This window comes from Streptomyces sp. V4I2, assembly GCF_030817655.1.
Lineage (GTDB): Bacteria > Actinomycetota > Actinomycetes > Streptomycetales > Streptomycetaceae > Streptomyces > Streptomyces plumbiresistens.
Map to the genome: position 1 here is coordinate 3,801,116 of NZ_JAUSZM010000003.1, position 18,496 is coordinate 3,819,611.

The following is an 18,496-nucleotide window of genomic DNA, read 5'->3' on the forward strand; positions in this document are numbered from 1 at the left end:
GATGCAGGCCGAACAAGAGGCCCAGTTCCAGGAATTCGTGAGAGCCCGGTGGTCCCGGCTGGTACGGACCGCGTATCTGCTCACCGGCGACGTGCACCACGCCGAGGACCTGACGCAGACGGCGCTGGCGAAGGCGTACCGCTCCTGGCGGCGCGTGTCGCGCAGCGACAGCCCGGAGGCGTACGTCCGCCGGATGCTGGTCAGCTGCAACAGCGACCGGTTCCGCAAGCGGCGCGTCAGGGAGTCGCTGACCGCGGCGCCGCCGGAGACGGCGGGGCGCGACGAGGCCGTGTCACGGGTCGACGAGCGCGGTGTGCTGCTCGGCGCGCTGGCCGGGCTGCCGCCGAAGCAGCGGGCGGTGATCGTCATGCGGTACTGGGAGGACCTGTCCGAGGCGGAGGTCGCCGAGATGCTCGGCTGCTCCCCCGGCACGGTCAAGAGCCAGGCGTCCAAGGGGCTGGCGAAGTTGCGTACATATCCGGGGCTCGCTCAGGTCATGGACCGGCCCGAGCAGAGTCGCACGTCATCCGCCGGCACGTCGTCCGCCGGGCAGGGAGGAACCAGGTGAGCGAGGAACAAGCTCAGGGTCAGGGTCAGGGTCAGGGTCAGGGAACTGGAGCCGAGGGGGGCTTCGAGGAGCAGTTGCGTGAGTTGCTCGCCGAGGACGCCTACACGATCCGGCCCTCGGCCGCGCCGTACCCCGCGATCCGGCGCCGGGGCGTGGTGGAGCGGCGGCGCCGGGTGGCGACGGCCGGGGCGGTGCTGGTGACGCTGGCCGCGGTGCCGGTGGGGGCGTATGCGGTGGGGGGTTCGGGCGGGGGGTCGGTCACGGCGTCGCCGCAGTCGTCGGTCAGCGCCTCGCGGGCGTCGACGCCGACTCCCTCTCCCTCGCCGACGCCGTCCGGGCCCGCCGGGCCGGCCACGCCGGGGCAGCTGCTCGACGGGATCACGCTTGCGCAGGCCGCGGACGGGCTGGAGAAGTGCCTTGCCTACAACCGGGACCTCGAGAAGGACGGCGGCGGGATCAAGCTGAACCTGGGGACGGCCGACAGCTACCGGATCATCCTGGCGATGAACAGCACCGGCGACACCAACGCACCCGGTGACGGCATGTACGTCGTCGCCGTGCGGGACAAGCCTCAGGAGACCCGGCTGATCTGCAACACCAAGGGCGGCGAGGCATCGGGGCTCAACACCAGCGGCGGCAGCGACCGGTTGCCGGATTCCCCGCCCGTGCTGGCCGACATCAACGGCGGCAAGCTGTACCAGCAGTCGTTCCTCGACAAGGGGAACTGGAAGCTGCCGTTCCGGTGGGGGTTCATCGGCACGGTGGTTCCTTCGGTGGCGAAGGTGACCGTCTCCTACGGCGGCGCCACGAGCGAGGCCACGCTCGACCACGGCTGGTTCATCGCGTCGGGCGTCCTGAACCAGCAAGTCACGGTCGCCCCCCACATCAAGGGCTACGACGCCGGCGGCAAGCTCATCTACGACTCCGACAAGGACAAGTCCTACCAGAAGACCCTCCCGTAACGACCACGCCCCAGGGGCGCCGCCCCTTCAACCCCGCCCCAGGGGGCTCCGCCCCCTGGACCCCCGGACCTTCGCCCACCAACCACCCGACTCGGTCGGACGAGAAGTAACCCTCGACCTCCACCTCTCGACCCACCGAGACGGGTGGTCGGTGGGCACAGGCAGGGGGTCCGGGGGCGGAGCCCCCAGGGACGCGCGCCCCCACCGGACCCGTCACCCGCCGCCCCCCGGCGTCACCATCCCCGACTCGTATCCCACGATGACCAGTTGGGCCCGGTCCCGCGCGCCCAGTTTCCCCATGATGCGGCTGACGTGGGTCTTCGCCGTCAGCGGACTCAGTCCCAACGCCTCGGCGATCTCCGTGTTGTTGAGGCCACGCGCGACCAGCACCAGCACCTCCCGCTCCCGTTCCGACAGACACTCGGGCCCACCCCCCGTCACGGACCCCGACACCGACACCGACGGACTGCGCAGGAACCGCTCGATCAGCCGGGCCGTCGGCCCCGGTGACAGCAGCGCCTCCCCCGCCGCCACCGTACGGATCGCGTCGAGGAGATCGGCCGGCCGCGTGTCCTTCACCAGAAACCCGGACGCCCCCGCCCGCAACGCCTCGACGATGTTCTCGTCCGTGTCGTAGGTGGTGAGGACCAGCACCTTCACCCCCGCGAGATCCTCGTCCGCGGCGATCAGCCGAGTCGCCTCGATGCCGTCGAGGTCGGGCATCCGGACGTCCATCACCACCAGGTCGGCCCGCGCGCCGCGCGCGAGTTCCACGGCCTCCCGCCCGGTGCCCGCCTGTCCGACCACCTCCATGTCCCGAGCCGACTCGACGAGCATCGAGAAGGCCTCCCGTACGAGCGTCTGGTCGTCGGCGAGCAGTACGCGGATGGTCATCCGGTTCCCCCTACAGGCATCACGGGCGCGGCGGCGAGCGGCAGTACCGCGCTCACCTCGAAGCCGCCCCGCCCCCGCGGCCCGGCGTCGAGTGTGCCACCGACGCTGCGGGCCCGCTCCCGCATTCCGACCAGCCCGTACCCCGGCGTGCCGCCCGGCGTGGGCCCGGTGCCGTCGTCGGTCACCGACAGGTGCAGGGCGCCCTCCGCCTCGTACATCTCGACGCGTACGGCGGGTCCGGGCCCGGCGTGCCGTACCGCGTTGGTCAGCGCCTCCTGCACGATCCGGTACACGGCGGCACCCACCGCGGGCGGCGCCTGCCGGACCCGGACGTCGGGCTCGACGCGGGCGCCGGCGAGCCGTGCCGCCTCCACCAGGTCGGGCACGCCGTCGAGGCCGGGCAGCGGGCCGCGCGCGTCGCCGTGTTCGGAGGCCCGCAGCACCTCCAGCGTCGTACGGAGTTCCCCGCGCGCGCTCCGGCAGGTCTCGGAGATGTCGTCGAGGGCCTTGGCGACCGTCTCCCGGTCGAGGCGCTCGGGGTCGGCGGCCAGGACGTGGGCGGCGACGGAGGTCTGGACGCCGATGAGGGTGATGCTGTGTGCGAGCAGGTCGTGCAGGTCACGGGCGATGCGCAGGCGCTCCTCGGCGACCCTGCGGCGGGCCTCCTCCTCGCGGGTTCGTTCGGCGCGCTCGGCGCGGTCGACGATCGAGGCGACGTACTGGCGGTAGTAGCGGATGTCGACGCCGCAGAAGAGCACGGCGATGATCCAGCCGGAGATCCGCAGCAGTTCGACGGCTTGTTTGGTGTCGACGGTGAGCATCACGCTCAGGGCGGTGGCGAGGACCACGACCCCCGTCAGGATCGTGCGCAGGGGGCGGCCGGTGACCGCGACCGTGTACAGCGCGGTGAAGGCCGCCGGGGTCGGGGCGCTGTGGTTGTTGTCGAGCGCGTGGTAGGGCGCGACGAGTGCGATCACCACCGCGAGGACGAGCAGGGGGTGGCGCCGCCGCCACACGATCGGCACATGGGCGGCGAGCAGCAGCGTCCAGCCGAGCGCGTCCGGGCGGCGGGCGGGGTCGGTGGACAGCGCGATGCATACGGCGCCGACGGCGAGCACGAGCGCGAAGAGCGCGTCGTTGCGGGTGGCGTGCGGGGCGGTGCGCGGGTCGCGGTGGATCGCCGCGATGATCCGGTCGCTGAGGCTGGGTCGGCTGGTGTCCGGCACGGACCCATCCTCCGCCACGAGGGCGTCCCTCCGGGAGAGGAGGGACGCCCTGAGGGTGTGCCGGCGGCTCACACGGGCTCCGGCTGGCGTTCCAGTGGCTCCGGTTCCGGGATCCGCGACAGCTTCCCGGGCCACCACACCTTCCGGCCGAGCAGCACGCTCGCCGTGGTCACCAGGTACGTCCGGACGAGGAAGGTGTCGAGGAGCACCCCGACCGCGATGACGAACCCGAGCTCGACCATCCCCACCAGCGGCAGCGTGGTGAGCACGGCGAACGTCGCGGCGAGTACGACGCCCGCGGAGGCGATGACCCCGCCGGTGGTGCGCAGGGCGGTGAGCGCCGCGGTCTGCGGTTCGGCGCCGTTCATGGACTCCTCGCGCATCCGGTGCATCAGGAAGATGCCGTAGTCGACGCCCAGTGCCACCAGGAAGACGAAGGACAGCAGTCCGAGTCCGGGGTCGGTGCCCCCGAAGTCGAGCACCGGTCCGAAGACCAGGCCGCCGATGCCGAGCGCCGCGCCCCACACCGCGACCACGGCGACCAGCAGCATCAGTGGCGCGACGAGGCTGCGCAGCAGGAACACGAGGATCAGGAACACGGCGGCGAGCACCAGCGGCACGACCACCATGCGGTCCCGGGACTGGCTGTCGGCCAGGTCGATCTGCTGGGCGCTGGGCCCGCCGACGTAGGCGCCGTAGGAGCCGTCGAGGCTGTCACGCAGCGCCTCGATGGTCTTCGTCTCGCCCGCCGACTCGGGGGCCGCGGTGGTGAAGACGGCGATCTCGGTCCAGCCCTCGCCGCTGCGCCCGGCGGTCGCCTCGGCGACCCCGTCGGTCGCGCGGGCCTCGTCCAGGACGGCGCCGGCCTTGTCGGTGGGGGCGATGACGGTGACCGGCTGGCTGCTGCGCCCGGGGTACTCCTGGGCCAGCGTCTGCATCGCGGCGATCGACTCGGGCTTCTCGGTGAAGGAGTCCTCCTGCTTGAGGCTCCCGGGCAGGTTGAAGGCGCCGAGGGCGAGTGCGCCGAGGAGGACGGCACCGCCCGCGAGCACGGCGGCCGGCCTGCGGGTGGCCGAGGTGCCCATGGCGCCGAAGAGGGAGCGCCGGGCCTTGGGCGTGCTGCCGAAGGCGGGGATCAGCGGCCAGAAGACCCGGCGCCCGAGCAGGACCAGGATCGCGGGCAGCAGCGTGGTCATGGCGACCAGCGCGGCGAGCACGCCGACCATGCCGACCGGCCCCATGCCGCTGCTGCTGTTCAGGTCGGCGGCGAGCAGGCACAGCAGCCCGGCCGCGACGGTCCCGGAGGAGGCGAGGATCGCCGGTCCGCAGCCGCGCAGGGCGGTGCGCATGGCGTCGTACGGCCGCTCGTGGCGTCGTAGCTCCTCGCGGTAGCGGGCGATCAGCAGGAGCGCGTAGTCGGTGCCGGCGCCGAGGACCAGGATGGTCATCACGCCGCCGCTCTGGCCGGTGATGGTGACGTCGAACAGTTCGTGCAGGCCGTATGCGGCGGCCATCGCCATGGCGGCGGCGACGCCCGCGACGGCGAGCGGGACCAGCCACAGGAACGGGCTGCGGTAGATGAGGATCAGCAGCACGGTGACGACGGCGAGCGTGGCCAGCAGCAGGGTGCCGTCGATGGTCTCGAAGACCTTGCTCATGTCGGTGTTGAGCGCGCCCGGTCCGCCGACCTCGACGCTGAGCCCCGCGCCGCTCTCGGCGATGTCGCGCACCCCGTCCACGAAGGCGTTGCGGGCCTCCTCGTCCTGGCCCGGCTGGTTGCTGGACACCGGGTACATGAGCGTGGAGCCGTCCTCGGACGGGATGCCCTGCGGGGTGCCGGAGAGGTCGTAGGCGCCGCCGACCTCGGTGACCTGGTCGGCCGCGGTCTGCCGGTCGGCGGCGGTGAGCCCGCCGTCCCGGTGGTACACGAGCACCAGGTCGGTCGCCTCGCCGCCCGGCAACCGGTCCTGGACCCGGGCCACTTGGGTGGAGTCCGCGCTGTCGGGCAGGTAGTCGACCGCCCGGTTCTGCTGGACGTCGCTGAACTTCCCGGCGAGCGGTCCGACGAGCACGAGCGCGGCCAGCCACAGGCCGAGCACCGCCCAGGGCACTGCGCGCCGTCGCCGTGTAGGTGTCCTTGCGGCCCCCATGGACGGGCCTCCCTCCGGTCGGTGTGTCTGGGTCGCTTCCAGACTTCCGGCGGGGAGGGGGCGATACGTCGGACGGGAGGGCGAGTTGCGCGGTACTGCCCGGGGTGACGGGCGGGCGGAACTACTCCCGGGGGAGTATGCGGAGTATCAGGACGGCGTCCGCGCCGACACCAGCAGCCGGGTCACGTCGTCCGCGCAGAAGGTGAGGGCGGCGCCCACGGTGGCGAGGACCTCGCGCTCGGCCGGGGTGTACGGGCCGTCGGCGAGGGCGATCCGGGCGCCCTGCAGCAGGATCGACTCGCGGCCGGCCGGGGCGAGGTGCGGGGCCAGCGGGTCCAGCGCCTCGTGCAGCTCTATGGCCAGACCGGCTCCGCAGGGGCGGCCGTAGACCCGCCCGGTGTCCAGGGCCAGCGCCTCGACCAGGGCGCCCAGCTGTTCCTCCGTGCAGTCGTCGAAGCCGGCGGCGCGCACGATGGCCGCGGCGGTCTCCAGGGACGTACGGGAACAGCTGCCGCCCGCCGACAGCACCGCGAGGGCGACCGTGTGGACGGCGTCCCTGAGCATCGCGGAGAAGCGGGTGGTCGTCGGGTGGTCGAGGACGTCGGTGCCGAAGTGGCGGCGGCAGGCCGCGCACTCCACGACGGGACCGGTCTCGCCGCGCGGCAGCACGGGCACACCGAGGAGGATGAAGCGGCGACGGCCGGTCAGCCGCTGGAAGTTGCGGTCGCCCCCGCAGCCGGGGCAGAAGAACTCCCCGTCCCCGGCGGGTGTCCACGCGGTACGGGTGCCCAGGAGGCGCCCAGGCCTGGCGGCATGGCCGTTTCGTCCCCGTCCTGGCAGCACGTCGCACCTCCGTAACGCCCCCACAGCCTTAAGGGCGCGGGAGGTGCCCCCCTCGGCAACATCGCCGCGCTTGCGTGATGTTAGCCACATTGAGGAGGCCGAGTCACCACCCCGGACGAGACCTTTCCGTGACCTGCACAGGTCAATGGCCGGAAAACGACGGACCCCGCCCGCCGATGTACGGCGGGCGGGGCAGCGTTTTCAGGGGCGCGGGGCTTGCATTGAACATGCTGCTCCGCCGCGCGGGCGCGACCAACCACAACGGCGCCGCAGAAAACCGACAACCCATCGCGGCACTACCTGTCGCGGCCTTACCCAGCGGAGCGACCCGCGCGGTTGACGGCCGAGACGACCGCCTTCAGCGAGGCGCGGGTCGTGTTCGCATCGATGCCGATACCCCACAGGACCTTGTCGTCGATCGCGCACTCGATGTAGGAGGCGGCCTGCGCGGACGCGCCCTCGCTCATCGTGTGCTCCGAGTAGTCGAGCAGCCGGGCGTCGATGCCGATGCCCTGCAGCGCGTGGAAGAACGCGGAGATCGGACCGTTGCCGGTGCCCACCAGGGTGGTCTCGACACCGTCCACCTCGGCCTCGACGGTCAGCGTGTCGACGCCGTCCGTGTCCGTCGTCGACTGGCCGTTCTTGACCTGAATACGGCCCCACGGGTTCTCGGGGTTCGGCAGGTACTCGTCCTGGAAGGTCGACCAGATGGCGGAGCCGGTGACCTCGCCGCCCTCGGCGTCCGTCTTCGCCTGGATGATCTTCGAGAACTCGATCTGCATCCGGCGTGGCAGGTCCAGCTTGTGGTCGTTCTTCAGGACGTACGCGATTCCGCCCTTGCCGGACTGCGAGTTGACCCGGATGACCGCCTCGTAGGAGCGGCCGACGTCCTTCGGGTCGATCGGCAGGTACGGCACGGCCCACTCGATGTCGTCGACGGTGACGCCCTTGGCGGCCGCGTCGGCCTCCATGGCGTCGAAGCCCTTCTTGATGGCGTCCTGGTGGGAGCCGGAGAAGGACGTGTAGACCAGGTCGCCCACGTACGGGTGGCGCGGGTGGACCTCCATCTGGTTGCAGTACTCCCACGTGCGACGGATCTCGTCGATGTCGGAGAAGTCGATCTGCGGGTCGACGCCCTGGGAGAACAGGTTCATGCCCAGGGTGACCAGGTCGACGTTGCCGGTGCGCTCGCCCTGCCCGAACAGACAGCCCTCGACGCGGTCGGCGCCGGCCATCAGCGCCAGTTCGGCGGCGGCGACGGCGGTTCCGCGGTCGTTGTGCGGGTGGACGGAGATGACGACGTGCTCGCGGCGGGAGATGTTGCGGCTCATCCACTCGAAGCGGTCCGCGTGCGTCGACGGGGTCGAACGCTCCACCGTGGCGGGCAGGTTGAGGATGATCTCGCGGCCCGGACCGGGCTGGTAGACGTCCATCACCGCCTCGCAGACCTCCAGCGCGAAGTCCAGCTCGGTGTCGGTGAAGATCTCCGGGCTGTACTGGTAGCCGAACTCCGTCTCCGGGCCCAGCAGTTTCTCGGCGTACTCCATCACCAGGCGGGTGCCGTCGACGGCGATCTGCTTGATGTCGTCCTTGGAGCCGCGGAAGACCACCCGGCGGAAGACCGGCGCGGTGGCGTTGTACAGGTGCACGGTGGCGCGCTTGGCGCCCTTCAGCGACTCCACGGTCCGCTCGATCAGGTCCTCGCGGGCCTGGGTCAGTACGGAGATGGTGACGTCGTCGGGGATGGCGCCGGGCTCCTCGACGATGGAGCGCACGAAGTCGAAGTCGGTCTGGCCGGAGGCCGGGAAGCCGACCTCGATCTCCTTGTAGCCCATCTTGACCAGCTGGTCGAACATCCGGCGCTTGCGCTCGGGCGACATCGGGTCGATCAGGGCCTGGTTGCCGTCGCGCAGGTCCGTGGAGAGCCAGCGGGGGGCGACGGTGATCCGGTTGTCCGGCCAGGTGCGGTCCGGGATGTCGACCTGCTCGTACCGGCCGTACTTGTGGATCGGCATGGAACTGGGCTGCTGGCGGTTCGCCATGATGCGGGGGCTCCTCGAAGGCGGGTCCTGAAGGACGGCCGACGGCGCAACGCCAAAACTCCGCGGGGAGGGGGTCGGCCTCGGTTACAGGCCCTCGCCGCGGCAGCTAAGGAGAAGCAGCCCGAATCGCATGATGCTCCGTAGCCTAGCCGAGCCACGCCTGTCGCGCGGGCCTGTATCAGTATGCGGGACCCCGGGGATCAATGGGACAAAAAGTGCGCCATACCACTCGACCACGGAGAGTGAGGCTTCCTGTCCCCACATTTCACCAATCAAGGTTGCGAGTAGTGACAGCGTCATAACTCAGTGCAAGGGTGCCGGGCATGACGACGAACGGATGCTTCGAGCCCGTCTTCTGCACTGTCGTACCGCCGCATGTCCTCGACAAGCTGGCCCGGAACGACGACCCCGCACTGTCCGGTCCCGCCCAGCGCACCCTGATGCGCGACAGCGAGCTGCGCGCCAGGCGCCGCGTGACCACCGAGTTCCGTCTCGCGGCCGCCCCGACGGCGAAGGCACCGTCGGACCAGCCGCTGCGCACCATCTACGACGCCGAGCACAAGACCGGCCTGCCCGGCACCAAGGTGCGCGCGGAGGGCTCGGAGCCCGGCCGGGACGCCACGGCCAACCGCGCCTACTCCGGCCTCGGCGCCACCTTCGAGCTCTTCCTCCAGGCCTACGGCCGGCACTCGATCGACGGTGACGGCCTGCCCCTGGACGCCACCGTCCACTACGACGAGAACTACGGCAACGCCTTCTGGAACGGCGAGCAGATGGTGTTCGGCGACGGCGACGGCGAGATCTTCCTCGACTTCACCATCCCGATCGACGTCATCGGCCACGAGCTGGCCCACGGCGTCACGCAGTACACCGCGAACCTCACCTACTTCGGCCAGCCGGGCGCCCTCAACGAGTCGATGTCCGACGTCTTCGGCTCGCTCATCAAGCAGTACACGCTCGGCCAGACCGCCGCCGAGGCCGACTGGCTGATCGGCGCGGGCCTGCTCGCCCCGAGCGTCACCGGCAAGGCCCTGCGCTCCATGAAGGAACCGGGCACCGCGTACGACGACGACGTCCTCGGCAAGGACCCGCAGCCCGCGACCATGGACGACTACGTCCGCACCGGCCGCGACAACGGCGGCGTCCACATCAACTCCGGCATCCCCAACCACGCGTTCTACCTGGCCGCCACCGCACTCGGCGGCCACGCCTGGGAGAAGGCGGGCCAGATCTGGTACGACGCACTGTCCGGCGGCGAACTGTCGGAGCGCGCGTTCTTCGGCGACTTCGCGAAGCTCACCGTGAAGGCAGCGCGGGAGCGGTTCGGCGACGGCGGTGAGGAACTCCAGGCCGTGGAGAAGGCGTGGGAGCAGGTCGGGGTGCGCATTCTCTGACTCCGTACTAGACAGGGACCATGCGTATTCAGGTGAGGCGCACGGGCGGTTTCGCGGGCATCGAGCGGCACGCCGAGGTGAGCACCTCGGGCCGGACCGATGCCCACGAATGGCACGCCCTGGCCGAGAAGGCGGTGGCCGCCGGCCGGGGTACGCCACCGGTCGGGGTGCCGGACGGCTTCAGCTACCAGATCACCGTGGACGGGAAGACCGTGTACTGCTCGGACCCCCGGCTGACGGAGGAGCAGCGGAAGCTGATCTCGAAGGTGCTCAAGGAAGGCGCGTAGGTCGTTTCTTTGAGGAGGGCGCGTAACTCGTTGTTCACGCCTGTCCGTTGACTTCCCTACCCGCGAGTACGGATGATCCGGCGCATGGCGACGAACCCGATACCCCAGTTCCCGGCGTTCCCCGACGGCTTCCTGTGGGGCGTCTCGACCTCGGCCCATCAGATCGAGGGGGCGGTGGACGCGCGCGAGCCGTCCGTCTGGGACACCTTCTCGGCCGAGCCGGGAAAGGTGAAGGACGGCTCCACGGCAGCGGTGGCCTGCGACCACTACCACCGCTACCGCGAGGACGTGGCCCTGCTGGCCGGCCTGGGCGTGGACGCGTACCGCTTCTCGATCTCCTGGCCGCGGGTGCGTGCGGCGGGCGGCCTGGACTTCTACGACCGTCTGGTCGACGAGCTGTGCGCGGCGGACATCCGCCCGGTCCCGACCCTCTTCCACTGGGACCTGCCGGTGTCACTCGACTGGCTGGAGCGGGACACGGCCTCGCACTTCGCGGAGTACGTGTCGCTCGTGGCCGACCGTCTCGGCGACCGCGTGCAGAAGTGGATCACGATCAACGAACCCGCCGAACACACCCTCTTCGGGCACGCGCTGGGCGCCCACGCCCCCGGCAAGCAGCTGATGTTCGACGCGCTCCCGGCCGCCCACCACCAGCTCCTGGCCCACGGTCTGGCGGTACGGGCCCTGCGCGCGTCCGGCGCGACCGACATCGGCATCGCCAACTCCCACGGCCCGACGTGGCCGGCGTCGCAGGACCCCGCGGACCTGGAGGCGGCCGCCTTCTACGACCTCCTCCTCAACCGCCTGTTCGCGGACCCGGTGCTGCTCGGCGAATACCCGGAGGGCCTGGGCGAGTTGATGCCGGGCGACGTGGCGGCCGACCTGAAGGTCATCGGAGAGCCGCTGGACTGGTACGGCGTCAACTACTACGCCCCGACCCGCGTGGGCGCCCCGCAGGGCGAGGACATCGAGTTCGGCGGCCTGACGATCCCGGCGGAACTCCCCTTCTCCGTCCGCGAGATCGAGAACGTCCCCGTGACCGACTTCGGCTGGCCGGTGGTCCCCGAGGCCCTGACCGAACTCCTCACCGGCTTCCGGGACCGCTACGGCGACCGACTCCCCCCGATCGTCATCACCGAGAACGGCTGCTCGTACGACGGCATCGACGACCAGCCCCGTATCACCTACCTGGACGGCCACATCCGCGCGCTGCACAACGCCGTCGATGCGGGCGTGGACGTCCGCGGCTACTTCGTCTGGTCCCTGCTCGACAACTTCGAGTGGGCGGAAGGCTACGCACGGCGTTTCGGCCTGGTCCACGTGGATTACGAGACGCTGACCAGAACCCCGAAGGCGTCGTACACCTGGTTCGCAAACCTGCTCCGCTCCCTACGCTGAGCCCCCTGGGGGCGCGCTAAGAGGGGCGGCTCAGAAGCCGAGCTTGCGTAGTTGCCGGGGGTCCCGTTGCCAGTCCTTGGCGACCTTCACATGGAGGTCGAGGAACACCGGCGTACCCAGCAGCGCCTCGATCTGCTTGCGCGACTTGATGCCGACCTCCTTCAACCGCTTGCCCTTGGGACCGATGATGATCCCCTTCTGACTGGGCCGCTCGATGTACACGAACGCGTGGATGTCGAGGAGGGGCCTGTCGGCGGGACGGTCCTCGCGCGGGAGCATCTCCTCCACCACGACAGCGATGGAGTGGGGAAGCTCGTCCCGCACACCCTCCAACGCGGCTTCACGGATCAACTCCGCGATCATGACCTGCTCGGGCTCGTCGGTGAGGTCGCCTTCGGGGTAGAGGGCCGGGCCCTCCGGCAGAAGCGGGACGATCAGATCGGCCAGCAGACCCACCTGCGTGTCCGCGACCGCCGACACCGGCACGATCTCCGCCCACTCGAACCCCAGCTCCCGCCCGAGCTGGTCGATCGCGATGAGCTGCTCGGCCAGCGTCTTGCCGTCGACGAGGTCGGTCTTCGTGACGATCGCGATCTTCGGCGTCTTCTTGATGGCCGCCAGTTCCTTCGCGATGAAGCGGTCACCGGGACCGAGCTTCTCGTTCGCCGGCAGACAGAAGCCGATCACGTCGACCTCGGCCCAGGTCGTACGGACGATGTCGTTCAGCCGCTCGCCCAGCAGCGTGCGCGGCTTGTGCAGCCCGGGGGTGTCCACCAGGATCAGCTGGGCGTCGGGCCGGTGCACGATCCCCCGTACCGTGTGCCGCGTCGTCTGCGGCTGGTTGGCGGTGATCGCCACCTTCTGCCCGACCAGAGCGTTCGTGAGGGTGGACTTGCCCGCGTTGGGGCGGCCCACGAAACAGGCGAAGCCCGCGCGGTGGGCGGTCTCCGACGATTCCGACGGCTCGGATGACTGGCTGCGAACGCTCATGCGGCCCATTCTCCCTGATCCACAGCGCCCCGCCGCACAAGCGTCCGCCCGCACTCGTCACCGCCGGACTCCTCACCGCCGGCCGCGCGCGAGCGAGGAGCGGGAGCAGACCGGTGCGGACCTTACGGTCCATGCCGAGACCGCATACGATCACGGCGTCCCGGGCCACGCCGCCCCGGTCACCGCCTCCGTCCCCTCCCCTCGGAAGGTCAAGTCCCAGGCATGAAGCTCATCACCGCGATCGTCAAGCCGTACCGCCTCGACGAGGTCAAGACCGCCCTCCTGGAGCTCGGCGTGCACGGTCTGACCGTGACCGAGGCCAGTGGCTACGGCCGTCAGCGCGGCCACACCGAGGTGTACCGCGGCGCCGAGTACCAGATCGACCTGGTCCCCAAGGTGCGCATCGAGGTCGTCGTCGAGGACGCGGACTCGGACGCCGTGATCGACGCGATCGTCAAGGCGGCGCAGACGGGGAAGATCGGCGACGGGAAGGTGTGGGCGCTCCCGGTGGAGACGGTCGTACGGGTACGGACGGGCGAGCGCGGCCCCGACGCGCTGTAGGCAGGGGGCCGCGTTCGCGCGCGGCTCAGTCGAACACGAACGGACCCGGCGACTGCGGGCCGGCCGCCGTGCAGGTGATGGTGATCCCGAGGACCGTCATCTGGAGGGACCCGCCGAAGGCCTCCAAGGTGTCGCCGGAGGCCACGGTGCCGTCGAGCGGGCCGACCGTGACGGGGTCGCCGGCCGCCATGGCCGGGTTCTTCGTGCCGGTGAAGGCGGTGGTGCCGCCCGCGGTGTTCACCAGGGTGAGGGTGGAGCTGATCGAGTCCTGCCCGAGGGCGATCGGCGCGGTGATCGCCGAGGACGTGACGGTGATGGTGGCGGCGGTGCCGTCCTGCGTCGCCGTCAGGGTGGCCTCGCCGCCGCCGAAGGTGCCGCAGTCGGCGGTGATGGTGGCGGTGTCCGGGGTGACGGCCACCGCCGTGGGTGCGAGGGCGAGGCCGGTGAGCGCGAGGGCTCCGACCAGGACTGCCGCACCTGTTCCTGTGCGCTTGCGCTTGCCTCTCATGGGGGTCCGGCTCCCTTTCCGTAATCTCCACGAATCTGACGGACCATCAGAACTACTGGTTTCATTGATGCGCAGGGGACTGATGACGGCAAGAGCGATATTCGGCCGGTCACGCCCGCACTGCTACAAACAGTGCACGTTAAGCATTTTCGGCGCATCGACAAATTGACGGCGGACCGAACAAACAGAGCGGAACAATAAAGTCCGGATTCGTGTCCCACAGGGAGAACTGCCAGGTCGTGGGGGAATTTCCGTGCCCGCGCGGCCGATCTGCGGAACAGCGGATAAACGTCCGTCGTTACGGTCGGGATGATCCTCCCAATTCTGACCGAAACGAACCAGCGAGTACGTGTAGCATCGACTGACAGCGGCCCACTAATTCACCGGCGAAGGAAGTCGGGCCATCAACGGGGGCACCACCGCTGCACCCGCGCACTCTCTTCACGCACGCGAATGTTTGACGCGAACGAAGGGATCGCATGTCATCGATTCGAGTCCTGCTCGTGGACAGCGAGCGCCTAGTGGCCGAAGGGTTCCGGAAGTTACTGGAGGGCTTCTCCGAGTTCTCCGTGGTCTCCGTCGCCCGCGACGGGATGTCGGCCTTGCAGGAGGTACGCCGGGAGCGGCCGCATGTCGTCGTCATGGGCCTGTGTCCCGCCGGGTCCGACGGGGCGCAGGTCGCCCGGGCGATCCGCCGGGACTTCCAGCACGTACGGATCGTCGTCCTCGCCACCAACCAGCAACCGGTCTACATGCGCGCGGCGTTCGCCGCCGGCGCCAACGCCTACCTCTCCCGGAACATCGGCGCGGACGAACTGCGCGACACGCTGCTCACCGTGCACCGCGAGGGCGCCGCGCTGTCCACCGTCGCGGCCGGTCAGGTCCTGGAGCTGCTGTCCGGGCGTCCGGCGGACGGCGGTTCACCGCTGTCCCAGCTCACCGAGCGCGAGCGGCAGATCCTGTTCCTGGTGGCCGACGAGCAGGCGACACACCGCATAGCCAAGCGTCTGGGCATCAGCCCGAAGACGGTCCGCAACTACCTCAGCCGTATCTACGCCAAGCTCGGCACCCAGAACCGCGTGCAGACAGCGCTGTACGCCAAGCGCTCCCTGGATCCGCAACCGGTCGCCGAGCCCTGACCCACCTGTCCGACCTGCCGTTTCGGTGCACCTGGCCCCCTCCTGGGCAAATACGATACGCTCCTCGTAGCGTATTTGAATGGTTCGCATATGAACGACCGGAGGAGGGGGCATGGCGCCCAACCGGTGGTGGACGCTGACCGTGGTGTCCGTGGGCAGCTTCATGCTGCTGCTCGACGTCACGATCGTGAACATCGCACTGCCCGACATCGAGGAGGCCCTGGACGCCACACTCACGGACCTGCAATGGGTGGTCGCGGCCTACGCCGTGGCGCTGTCCGCCGCCCTGCTCACCGCCGGCTCCCTCGCCGACCGGTTCGGCCGACGGGCCGTCTTCTCCTGGGGCATGGGGATCTTCACGCTCGCCTCCCTGCTCTGCGGGATCGCACAGGACCCGCTCACGCTCATCGCGGCCAGGGTGCTGCAAGGAGTGGGCGGCGCCGCCCTGCTGGCGACCTCGCTGGCGCTGCTCGCCGCGGCGTACCCCGACCACCGCGACCGGCATGTGGCCCTCGCGGTCTGGGGTGCCGTCAGCGGCGCCGCACTCGCGGTCGGGCCGCTCGCGGGCGGTGTCCTGGTCGAGGCCACCGGCTGGCGGTGGATCTTCCTGGTCAACCTGCCCGTGGGCGTCCTCGCCCTGCTCGCCACCGCACTGCGCGTCGCCGAGTCCCGGGCCGAGAGCGCCGGGCGGATCGACTGGCCCGGCTTCCTCACCTTCGGCACCGCGCTCGGCGCCCTGTCGTTCGCCCTGCTGCGCGCCAACGAGGAGGGCTGGAGCAGCACCCAGGTGGTGAGCGGCTTCGTCCTGTCCGCCGTGTCGCTGGCCGCGTTCGTCCTGGTCGAGCGCGCCCGGCGCGACCCCATGCTCCCCGGCGCCCTGTTCCGGAAGCTCACCACCACGGGTGCCGCCGTCGGCGTACTGGCGATGAGCTCCACGGCGTTCGCGCTGTTGCTCTATCTGACGCTGTATCTGCAGACGGTCCTCGGTCACGAACCGCTGGCGGCCGGGCTACGACTGCTGCCGCTGACCCTCTCCATCTTCGCGGCCTCGGCGATCGCGGCCCGGCTGGGCACGGTGCTGCCGGCCCGCTGGCTGGTCTCCGCGGGGCTCGCCTGCATCGGTGCCGGCCTGCTGCTCATGGGCGGGCTCGACGCGTCCGACGACTGGACCGCCCTCCTCGCCGGGCAGTTGGTCACCGGCCTCGGCGTCGGCCTGGTCAACCCGAACGTGGTCGCCGCCGCGATGGGCGCGGTGGAACCGGCCCGGGTCGGGGTCGCCTCCGGGCTGAGCAACACCTGCCGGTCGCTGGGGATCGCCGTCGGCATCGCCTCCCTGGGCGCGGTCTTCGCCGACCGGGTGCGCGACGCGGTGCACGAGGCGCTCGCGGGCACCCCGCTCCAGGAACGGGCGGGCGAGCTGGGCCATGCCGTCTCCTCCGGGCAGATCGGTCCCGCCCTCGCGGAACTCCCGCCGCAGCAGCGGGGGATCTTCACCGACGCGGCGCACTCCGCGTTCGTCGACGGACTGAACTCGATCCTGACCGTGGCGGCGGTGGTGGCCTTCGTGGGCGCGCTCGCCGTGATCCCGCTCATTCGCAGCCGCGACCTCGCCACGACCGCGCCCGACGGCGAGCCCCTGCCGATCGCGGCCGGACACTGACCGGCCCGCACCCGATCCGCACCCACCCCAGGAGCGATCCATGAAGACCGAGACCGCCCAGTGCTGTGTCGTCGGCGGCGGCCCCGCCGGCATGATGGCCGGACTGCTGCTCGCCCGGCAGGGCGTGCGGGTGACCGTCCTCGAGAAACACGGCGACTTCCTGCGGGACTTCCGCGGTGACACCGTCCACCCCTCGACCCTCCAGGTCATCGACGAACTCGGGCTGCTGGACGAGTTCCTGCGGATCCCGCACACCAAGGTCACCGACATCACCGTGCGGACCCCCGCCGGACCCACCACGTTCGCCGACTTCTCCAAGATCCGCGGCCGCTTCCCGTACATCGCCTTCATGCCGCAGTGGGACGTCCTCGACTTCCTGGCCCGCAAGGCCGGCGAACTGCCCGGCTTCACCCTGATGCAGAAGGCCGAGGCGACCACCGTGATCCGGGAGGGCGACCAGGTACGCGGGGTGCGCGCGGACACCCCGGAGGGCCCGCTGGAGATCCGAGCCGACCTCGTGATCGCCGCCGACGGCCGCCATTCGGCCATGCGCAAGGCCGCCGGGCTCACCGTGTCGGCCAGTGCGGCCCCCATGGACGTGCTGTGGTTCCGGCTCGCCCGCGAACCCGGCGAGACCATGAGCTTCCTGCACACCGGGGCGGGCTTCGTGCTGATCACCATCGACCGCGGCGCCTACTGGCAGGTCGCGTACGTCATTCCGCAGGGCCAGTACGACGCCGTACGCGCGGAGGGCCTGGGCCGCCTCCGGACCGACGTCTCCTCCGTGCACCCGCCCTTCGCCGAGCGCGTCGAACGGGAGATCCACGACTGGGACGACGTGAAGCTGCTCGGCGTCCGGGTCGACCGGCTGCGCACCTGGCACCGGCCCGGCCTGCTGTGCGTCGGAGACGCCGCGCACGCCATGTCACCGGCCGGCGGGGTCGGCATCAACCTCGCCGTGCAGGACGCGGTGGCCGCCGCCCGGATGCTCGGACCGGTGCTGCGCACGGGACGTACGCCGACACCGCACGAGCTGCGCCGGGTGCAGCGGCGGCGTGAACTTCCGGTGTGGGCCGTGCAGTTGGCGCAGGTGCACATGCTGGCGGACCTGTATCCGAAGGACCGGCGGTCGGTGGTGGAGCGGCCGTTCGCGGCGCGGCTGGTGCGGCGCTTCCCGTTCCTGAACCGGTGGACGGCACAGTTCATCGGGGTGGGGCTGCGGCCGGAGCACGTGTCCTGACTCCGAGGTCTCAGGCGGCCCGGATCGCCGGCCAGATCGTGTCGACCACCGACTCCGCCCAGTCGGCGGGCGGCGGCGCGCCCCGTACGGCGAACCGGGCGATGAAGGAGCCGGCCAGCATGCTGACGACCGTCTCGTAGTCGGCGTCCGCCCTCAGCTCGCCGGCCTCCACGCCGGACTCAAGGGTCCTGAAGATGACCTCCAGGCGGGGCCCGAGGATGGTCTCGCGGAAGACCTGGGTGAACTCCGGGTCCTCGTCGCCGTGCAGCAGGGCGACCAGGGCCCGGAGCCCGACGACCTCTTCGAGACCGTATCGGAATTGCTTGAGCAAATAGATGAGCCGCTCACGCACCGGAAGTCCGGGGGACGGTTCCGGGATGTCCTCGACGAAAGCGAGCGAGGACCGAAGAAGTTCATAACGGTTCTTGTACCGGCGGTAGATGGTCGTCTTCGCCGAGCCCGAATACTGGGCCACCGCCTCCACCGTGACACCCTGCGGGCCGCGTTCCCGCAGCAGGGCGAGAGCGGCCAGATTGATTCCTCTGGACACTTCCGCACTGCGGGGGCGGCCCGGAGTGGACCGGGCGATATCTTCTTCAACCATTGCGCCCAGTATAGGGACGACTCCGGGGCT

The 18,496-nt window shown here is 70.5% G+C and carries 17 protein-coding genes and 1 pseudogene; 10 read left to right on the plus strand and 8 right to left on the minus strand.

Features of this window, described 5'->3' with window-relative positions:
* Nucleotide 1: 1 nt before the first annotated feature.
* Nucleotides 2–568 carry a SigE family RNA polymerase sigma factor gene (locus tag QFZ76_RS18120; protein WP_266439737.1) on the plus strand — a complete coding sequence of 189 codons (567 nt, stop codon included), beginning with the start codon at nucleotides 2–4 and terminating at the stop codon, nucleotides 566–568.
* Nucleotides 565–1,530 carry a hypothetical protein gene (locus tag QFZ76_RS18125; protein WP_307674713.1) on the plus strand — a complete coding sequence of 322 codons (966 nt, stop codon included), beginning with the start codon at nucleotides 565–567 and terminating at the stop codon, nucleotides 1,528–1,530. The genes QFZ76_RS18120 and QFZ76_RS18125 overlap by 4 nt, the downstream gene beginning before the upstream one ends.
* Nucleotides 1,531–1,743: 213 nt before the next feature.
* On the opposite strand, the gene QFZ76_RS18130 is transcribed toward QFZ76_RS18125, so the two are convergent.
* The 5 genes from QFZ76_RS18130 to leuA form a co-directional block, all read right to left on the minus strand.
* Nucleotides 1,744–2,424 carry a response regulator transcription factor gene (locus QFZ76_RS18130; RefSeq protein ID WP_307674714.1) on the minus strand — a complete coding sequence of 227 codons (681 nt, stop codon included), beginning with the start codon at nucleotides 2,422–2,424 and terminating at the stop codon, nucleotides 1,744–1,746.
* Complete coding sequence (locus QFZ76_RS18135) at nucleotides 2,421–3,650, minus strand: sensor histidine kinase (RefSeq protein WP_307674715.1); 1,230 nt, start codon at nucleotides 3,648–3,650, stop codon at nucleotides 2,421–2,423. Before QFZ76_RS18135 ends, QFZ76_RS18130 begins: the two co-directional genes overlap by 4 nt.
* A 68-nt stretch (nucleotides 3,651–3,718) precedes the next feature.
* Nucleotides 3,719–5,800 (minus strand): MMPL family transporter, encoded by a 2,082-nt coding sequence (locus QFZ76_RS18140; RefSeq protein ID WP_307674716.1) that lies wholly within the window; start codon nucleotides 5,798–5,800, stop codon nucleotides 3,719–3,721.
* 147 nt (nucleotides 5,801–5,947) lie between these two features.
* Nucleotides 5,948–6,643: a TerB family tellurite resistance protein gene (locus QFZ76_RS18145; RefSeq protein WP_307674717.1), complete on the minus strand. Its 696-nt coding sequence runs from the start codon at nucleotides 6,641–6,643 to the stop codon at nucleotides 5,948–5,950.
* 311 nt (nucleotides 6,644–6,954) lie between these two features.
* Complete coding sequence (leuA, locus tag QFZ76_RS18150; RefSeq protein ID WP_307674718.1) at nucleotides 6,955–8,685, minus strand: 2-isopropylmalate synthase; 1,731 nt, start codon at nucleotides 8,683–8,685, stop codon at nucleotides 6,955–6,957.
* Between the two features lie 323 nt (nucleotides 8,686–9,008).
* Here leuA and QFZ76_RS18155 point away from each other — a divergent pair, with 323 nt between their 5' ends.
* From QFZ76_RS18155 to QFZ76_RS18165, 3 genes are all read left to right on the plus strand, one after another.
* Complete coding sequence (locus QFZ76_RS18155; protein WP_307674719.1) at nucleotides 9,009–10,079, plus strand: M4 family metallopeptidase; 1,071 nt, start codon at nucleotides 9,009–9,011, stop codon at nucleotides 10,077–10,079.
* 20 nt (nucleotides 10,080–10,099) lie between these two features.
* Nucleotides 10,100–10,366: a protealysin inhibitor emfourin gene (locus QFZ76_RS18160; protein ID WP_307674720.1), complete on the plus strand. Its 267-nt coding sequence runs from the start codon at nucleotides 10,100–10,102 to the stop codon at nucleotides 10,364–10,366.
* A 72-nt stretch (nucleotides 10,367–10,438) separates the two neighbouring features.
* Nucleotides 10,439–11,764 carry a GH1 family beta-glucosidase gene (locus QFZ76_RS18165; protein WP_373464315.1) on the plus strand — a complete coding sequence of 442 codons (1,326 nt, stop codon included), beginning with the start codon at nucleotides 10,439–10,441 and terminating at the stop codon, nucleotides 11,762–11,764.
* Nucleotides 11,765–11,794: 30 nt separating this feature from the next.
* Here QFZ76_RS18165 and era read toward each other — a convergent pair whose 3' ends face one another.
* On the minus strand, nucleotides 11,795–12,763 hold the full coding sequence (era, locus tag QFZ76_RS18170; protein ID WP_307674722.1) for a GTPase Era: 969 nt from the start codon (nucleotides 12,761–12,763) through the stop codon (nucleotides 11,795–11,797).
* A 76-nt stretch (nucleotides 12,764–12,839) separates the two neighbouring features.
* Here era and QFZ76_RS18175 point away from each other — a divergent pair.
* Both QFZ76_RS18175 and QFZ76_RS18180 read left to right on the plus strand, forming a co-directional pair.
* A pseudogene (locus QFZ76_RS18175) lies at nucleotides 12,840–12,980 on the plus strand (ammonia channel protein); the annotation flags it as partial.
* The gene (locus QFZ76_RS18180; RefSeq protein WP_266439722.1) at nucleotides 12,977–13,315 is read left to right on the plus strand and encodes a P-II family nitrogen regulator; all 339 of its coding nucleotides are present in this window, start codon (nucleotides 12,977–12,979) and stop codon (nucleotides 13,313–13,315) included. The pseudogene QFZ76_RS18175 and the gene QFZ76_RS18180, both read left to right, overlap by 4 nt.
* 25 nt (nucleotides 13,316–13,340) lie before the next feature.
* On the opposite strand, the gene QFZ76_RS18185 is transcribed toward QFZ76_RS18180, so the two are convergent.
* Nucleotides 13,341–13,823: a hypothetical protein gene (locus QFZ76_RS18185; RefSeq protein ID WP_307674723.1), complete on the minus strand. Its 483-nt coding sequence runs from the start codon at nucleotides 13,821–13,823 to the stop codon at nucleotides 13,341–13,343.
* 479 nt (nucleotides 13,824–14,302) lie between these two features.
* Here QFZ76_RS18185 and QFZ76_RS18190 point away from each other — a divergent pair, with 479 nt between their 5' ends.
* The 3 genes from QFZ76_RS18190 to QFZ76_RS18200 all read left to right on the plus strand — a co-directional run bounded on the left by QFZ76_RS18190 (nucleotide 14,303) and on the right by QFZ76_RS18200 (nucleotide 17,862).
* Nucleotides 14,303–14,962, plus strand: a complete 660-nt coding sequence (locus tag QFZ76_RS18190; RefSeq protein ID WP_307674724.1) for a response regulator transcription factor — start codon at nucleotides 14,303–14,305, stop codon at nucleotides 14,960–14,962.
* A gap of 112 nt (nucleotides 14,963–15,074) precedes the next feature.
* Nucleotides 15,075–16,622, plus strand: a complete 1,548-nt coding sequence (locus QFZ76_RS18195) for an MFS transporter (protein ID WP_307674725.1) — start codon at nucleotides 15,075–15,077, stop codon at nucleotides 16,620–16,622.
* Between the two features lie 40 nt (nucleotides 16,623–16,662).
* Nucleotides 16,663–17,862: an FAD-dependent oxidoreductase gene (locus QFZ76_RS18200; protein ID WP_307674726.1), complete on the plus strand. Its 1,200-nt coding sequence runs from the start codon at nucleotides 16,663–16,665 to the stop codon at nucleotides 17,860–17,862.
* A 10-nt stretch (nucleotides 17,863–17,872) separates the two neighbouring features.
* Here QFZ76_RS18200 and QFZ76_RS18205 read toward each other — a convergent pair whose 3' ends face one another.
* Nucleotides 17,873–18,466, minus strand: coding sequence for a TetR/AcrR family transcriptional regulator (locus QFZ76_RS18205; protein WP_307674727.1), 594 nt, complete (start codon nucleotides 18,464–18,466; stop codon nucleotides 17,873–17,875).
* Between the last annotated feature and the right edge of the window lie 30 nt (nucleotides 18,467–18,496).

Bases quoted from the DNA above. Each gene is read 5' to 3' on its own strand.
- QFZ76_RS18120 (WP_266439737.1), top strand. From the start codon at position 2: ATGCAGGCCGAACAAGAGGCCCAGTTCCAGGAATTCGTGAGAGCCCGG.
- QFZ76_RS18130 (WP_307674714.1), bottom strand. From the start codon at position 2,424: ATGACCATCCGCGTACTGCTCGCCGACGACCAGACGCTCGTACGGGAG.
- QFZ76_RS18140 (WP_307674716.1), bottom strand. From the start codon at position 5,800: ATGGGGGCCGCAAGGACACCTACACGGCGACGGCGCGCAGTGCCCTGG.
- leuA (WP_307674718.1), bottom strand. From the start codon at position 8,685: ATGGCGAACCGCCAGCAGCCCAGTTCCATGCCGATCCACAAGTACGGC.
- QFZ76_RS18155 (WP_307674719.1), top strand. From the start codon at position 9,009: ATGACGACGAACGGATGCTTCGAGCCCGTCTTCTGCACTGTCGTACCG.
- QFZ76_RS18160 (WP_307674720.1), top strand. From the start codon at position 10,100: ATGCGTATTCAGGTGAGGCGCACGGGCGGTTTCGCGGGCATCGAGCGG.
- QFZ76_RS18165 (WP_373464315.1), top strand. From the start codon at position 10,439: ATGATCCGGCGCATGGCGACGAACCCGATACCCCAGTTCCCGGCGTTC.
- era (WP_307674722.1), bottom strand. From the start codon at position 12,763: ATGGGCCGCATGAGCGTTCGCAGCCAGTCATCCGAGCCGTCGGAATCG.
- QFZ76_RS18180 (WP_266439722.1), top strand. From the start codon at position 12,977: ATGAAGCTCATCACCGCGATCGTCAAGCCGTACCGCCTCGACGAGGTC.
- QFZ76_RS18185 (WP_307674723.1), bottom strand. From the start codon at position 13,823: ATGAGAGGCAAGCGCAAGCGCACAGGAACAGGTGCGGCAGTCCTGGTC.
- QFZ76_RS18190 (WP_307674724.1), top strand. From the start codon at position 14,303: ATGTCATCGATTCGAGTCCTGCTCGTGGACAGCGAGCGCCTAGTGGCC.
- QFZ76_RS18195 (WP_307674725.1), top strand. From the start codon at position 15,075: ATGGCGCCCAACCGGTGGTGGACGCTGACCGTGGTGTCCGTGGGCAGC.
- QFZ76_RS18200 (WP_307674726.1), top strand. From the start codon at position 16,663: ATGAAGACCGAGACCGCCCAGTGCTGTGTCGTCGGCGGCGGCCCCGCC.
- QFZ76_RS18205 (WP_307674727.1), bottom strand. From the start codon at position 18,466: ATGGTTGAAGAAGATATCGCCCGGTCCACTCCGGGCCGCCCCCGCAGT.